This is a genomic window from Phaeobacter sp. HF9A (genome assembly GCF_011806385.1).
Classification (GTDB): Bacteria; Pseudomonadota; Alphaproteobacteria; order Rhodobacterales; family Rhodobacteraceae; genus Epibacterium.
The window spans coordinates 1-3,884 of sequence record NZ_JAATOX010000203.1 but is presented as its reverse complement, the minus strand read 5'-3'; the positions used below and the strand labels follow the sequence as shown (position 1 = coordinate 3,884).

General features: G+C 59.1%; 4 protein-coding genes. 3 read left to right on the top strand and 1 reads right to left on the bottom strand.

Translation table 11 applies throughout. The features are described 5' to 3' along the window. A partial coding sequence (locus tag HCZ87_RS20105; protein WP_368484155.1) for a flagellin occupies positions 1–440 on the bottom strand: 440 nt, incomplete at its 3' end. Between the two features lie 367 nt (positions 441–807). Here HCZ87_RS20105 and HCZ87_RS20100 point away from each other — a divergent pair. From HCZ87_RS20100 to HCZ87_RS20090, 3 genes are all read left to right on the top strand, one after another. Beyond that, entirely contained in the window at positions 808–1,005 is a 198-nt protein-coding gene (locus tag HCZ87_RS20100) for a hypothetical protein (protein ID WP_167646811.1), read from the top strand. A gap of 117 nt (positions 1,006–1,122) precedes the next feature. Beyond that, positions 1,123–1,590, top strand: a complete 468-nt coding sequence (locus HCZ87_RS20095; protein ID WP_167646809.1) for a lytic transglycosylase domain-containing protein — start codon at positions 1,123–1,125, stop codon at positions 1,588–1,590. A 212-nt stretch (positions 1,591–1,802) separates the two neighbouring features. After that, a complete protein-coding gene (locus HCZ87_RS20090) occupies positions 1,803–3,761 on the top strand; it encodes a bifunctional 2',3'-cyclic-nucleotide 2'-phosphodiesterase/3'-nucleotidase (RefSeq protein WP_167646807.1) in 1,959 nt (652 codons plus the stop codon). Positions 3,762–3,884 lie beyond the last annotated feature (123 nt).

Genomic DNA, 3,884 nt, shown 5'->3' with positions numbered 1-3,884 from the left:
CCCACACCGGTTGCGCCATTTCCATCAACATCAAACTTCAGCAGGTTGGCGCCGTTGAATTGCGCGGCATTGATGATAGCGTCGATCTGCTCGACCTTGGAGTCGATGTCTTCCTGGATCTTGGCGTGGTCGGCTGTTTCCGACTGGCCGGAGACGATCAGCTCTTTCATCTCGGTCAGTTTTTCCACGATCTGCTCTGCGCCGGCGGAAGCAACCGCAACGGTGGCTTCACCCACGGCGAGACCTTCTTCGATCGATTCAAAACCCGCGATGTCGGATTCCATGGTTTTGGAAATCGCCCAGACAGCGGAGTTGTCTTTTGCGGAACCGACTTCTTTACCGGTCGAAATATTGGTCTGAGTTTTGTTCAGATCGTCATTGACGGATTTCAGAGTTTGCAGCGCAACCATTGCGCCGTTGTTGGTCAGAATGCTGGACATATAGCACCTTTAATAATGGCTGGACAGTTATTTTTATTCTGTCCTGTATTCAGGTTACCCCGTTACACGGGGGGCGAGTGGTCCCGTCCTAAACCTGCTTCCCGCTTTGCAGCGTCCGCGCCATCCGTTACCAGATGCACCGTGACATTGGCATAAATCATCTTACCAAGTCATTAACGCAGAGGGCGAAGATCGCAAAACTTTTACCGAACTGAATATATCCCTAATCGACAAAAACTAACCTTAATTTTGTTTATCTAGCATCTAAAACTTTCGCTTCACTTGAGCGTTCTCGCCCCCTATTTCACCCCTGTATTTACCGCAGCCGCGGTGCCGGATAACCCTTTGAAATACTGAAAGGACTCTCATGACAAAATTCTCTCTCCTGCTCGCTGCCCTGAGCATTTTACCGCTGGCCAGCTGCGCGCCTTCCTATGTTCAGAAAGGCCGCACGCAGGCGGTCTCTTACCCGCTGCCTCCTGCTGGCTCCGCAAGCGCGCATTGCACCGGCGAAAAAGAGCGCCACGCAGGCGCCTATCGCGACGCGCTGCTGGGGCTCTGCTAGGATCAGCCCCGCCCCCATCGCCGCAACATCGGCAAAGCTCCGCCCCTGGTTCGCGTGGCGCTTGTCCGGGGCGGCGTTCCCGTTAGGCTAGGGTGAAAACAGATTCGAAAGCCCAATATGAATCGGCGTCATTTTATGCACTCCCTCGCCCTCCTGCCGGTCGCTGTCACGGCCGGCTGTGCACGCAGCGAAGATGTCGCGAGAAAGTACAATCCCCCCCTCTACCCCAATGAAACGCCAACGCTTCGCAAGAAGATCAACTATTGGGCGGATCACTATGAGGTCCCCCGCAGCCTGGTGCATCGCCTGGCCGTGCGCGAGAGCACCCATCGCCCCGAGGCCACGAACCGGCCCTATTACGGGCTGTTGCAGATCCTTCCGGCGACGGCGCGGTCGATGGGCTTCAAGGGCCAACCACAAGATCTGCTCGATGCCGATACCAACCTGAAATATGCGGTGCGCTACCTGCGCGGCGCCTGGTTGCTGGCCGATGGCAGTCAGGACATGGCGGTCAAGCACTATTCCCGGGGCTACTACTACGAGGCCAAGCGGCGCGGAATGCTGAAGGAAACCGGTTTGCGCTAGGCCCAGGCCCCGCCCCCGCGAAACCTTGCGAAAGAGCCGCTGAACATGCAGGCGGACTGAGGGCCTGAAACTGGGCTATCCCTCAGTCACGCATAGAAATATTTGACCAGCGGCTCGACAAAAGCTTTGCTTTGCAACATGCCCGTCACATGAATTGACTAGGTCAGTTGCCAGCCCCCGTTCCGGGGTCATCACCACTCAGGAGGAGCATCATGCCCATTTCCCTTTCTCGTCGTTCATTTCTTGCCAGCAGCGCTGGATTCATCGCTCTGCACCCTTTCTCTGTTCAGGCCGCCGCGGGTCAGGTTCATTTGCGCCTGATGGAGACCACAGACCTGCACGTGCATGTATTCCCCTATGATTATTACAGCGACCGCCCTGTCGATACCGTGGGGCTTGCGCGCACCGCTTCGCTGATTGGCGATATCCGGGCCGAGGCAACAAACTCGCTCCTGCTCGACAATGGCGATTTTCTTCAAGGGAACCCGATGGGCGATTACATCGCCTATGAACGCGGCATGAAAGAAGGCGACATGCATCCGGTGATCACCGCGATGAACACTGTGGGCTATGATGCCTCGACGCTCGGCAATCACGAGTTCAACTACGGGCTCTCTTTCCTGATGAAATCGCTGGCCGGGGCCGGCTTCCCGGTGGTCTGCGCCAATATCGCCAAGAGCACCGGCGCCACCCCGCGCGAGGATGAGACGCTGCTGCCGCCCTATGTGCTGCTTGATCGCGAGTTGACCGATGGTGCAGGCAACCGCCATCCGATCAAGATCGGCATCATCGGCTTCGTGCCGCCGCAGGTGATGAACTGGGACCGCAAGCATCTTGAGGGCAATGTGCAGGCGCGCGACATCGTCGAGGCCGCCCGCGCCTATGTCCCCGAGATGAAGGAAAAAGGCGCCGATATCATTATCGCCCTGTCGCATTCCGGCATTGGCGCCGCCGATCTGACCGACGGGATGGAGAACGCTTCGGTGCCGCTCGCCATGGTCGAGGGCATCGACGCGATCATGACCGGCCACAGCCATCTGGTCTTCCCCTCCTCCACCTACGCCGATTTCGCCGGGGTGGATGCGGACAAAGGCACGATCCACGGCACGCCTGCGGTTATGGGCGGCTATTGGGGCAGCCATATGGGGCTTATTGACCTGATGCTGGAACGCGACGGCAATGGCTGGCGTGTGGTCGGCCATGCCTCCGAGGCCCGCCCGATCTCCAAACGCAACGAAGATCGCTCGGTGACAGCGCTGGTCGAAAGCAGCCAGCCGGTGCTTGAGTCGGTTCAGGCCGAACATGACGCGACGCTGGCCTATGTGCGCCGCGCCGTGGGCAAGACCGATGCGCCGCTGCACAGCTATTTCGCGCTGGTCGCCGATGATCCCTCCGTGCAGATCGTGTCGATCGCCCAGATCTGGTATATCTCCCAGATGATGAAGGGCACCGAATACGAGGGGCTGCCGATCCTCTCTGCCGCGGCGCCCTTCAAGGCAGGTGGTCGGGGTGGGCCGGACTATTACACCGATGTCTCCGTTGGCGATGTGGCGATCAAGAACGTGGCCGATCTCTATCTCTATCCCAATACGGTGCGCGCAGTGAAAGTGACCGGCGCGCAGGTCAAGGATTGGCTGGAGCGCTCCGCCGGGATCTTCAACCAGATCGAGCCCGGCAAGGCCGATCAGCCCCTGCTGAACCCGGCGTTCCCCTCCTATAACTTTGATGTGATGGATGGGGTCACCTATGAGATCGACCTGAGCCAGCCCTCGAAGTTTTCCACCAAGGGCGAGTTGGAACACCCCGAGGCCAACCGGATCGTGAACCTGATGTTCAATGGCGCGCCGATTGATCCCGACCAGGAGTTCATCGTCGCCACCAATAACTATCGCGCAGGCGGTGGCGGCGATTTCCCCGGTGCCAAGGGCGATACCGTGGTGTTTGAAGGCCCCGATACCAACCGCGACGTGATCGTACGCTATATCGTGGACCAGGGCACGATCAGCCCGAAGGCGGACGGCAACTGGCGCTTTAGCGCCCTGCCCGGCACCTCTGTGCTGTTTGAAACCGGCCCGAAAGCAGCCGCCTATGCGGATGCGGTGCCCGGTGTCAGCATCAGCCCGGCAGGCGATGGCCCCGACGGTTTCGCCCGTTTTCGGATCGAGCTCTGAGCCAGATCCCCGCCTGCCCCCTATGAATATGGTGCAGGGCCAAAGCGGCCCTGCACAGGATTAGCCGCTATCGCGGCCAGGCGAGGCCCTGCCTCGCGCTCCGGGATATTTTGGAAAAGATGA

Excerpts from the sequence above, each read along its gene's own strand:
- HCZ87_RS20100 (WP_167646811.1), top strand. The coding sequence starts at position 808 with ATGACAAAATTCTCTCTCCTGCTCGCTGCCCTGAGCATTTTACCGCTG.
- HCZ87_RS20090 (WP_167646807.1), top strand. The coding sequence starts at position 1,803 with ATGCCCATTTCCCTTTCTCGTCGTTCATTTCTTGCCAGCAGCGCTGGA.
- HCZ87_RS20095 (WP_167646809.1), top strand. The coding sequence starts at position 1,123 with ATGAATCGGCGTCATTTTATGCACTCCCTCGCCCTCCTGCCGGTCGCT.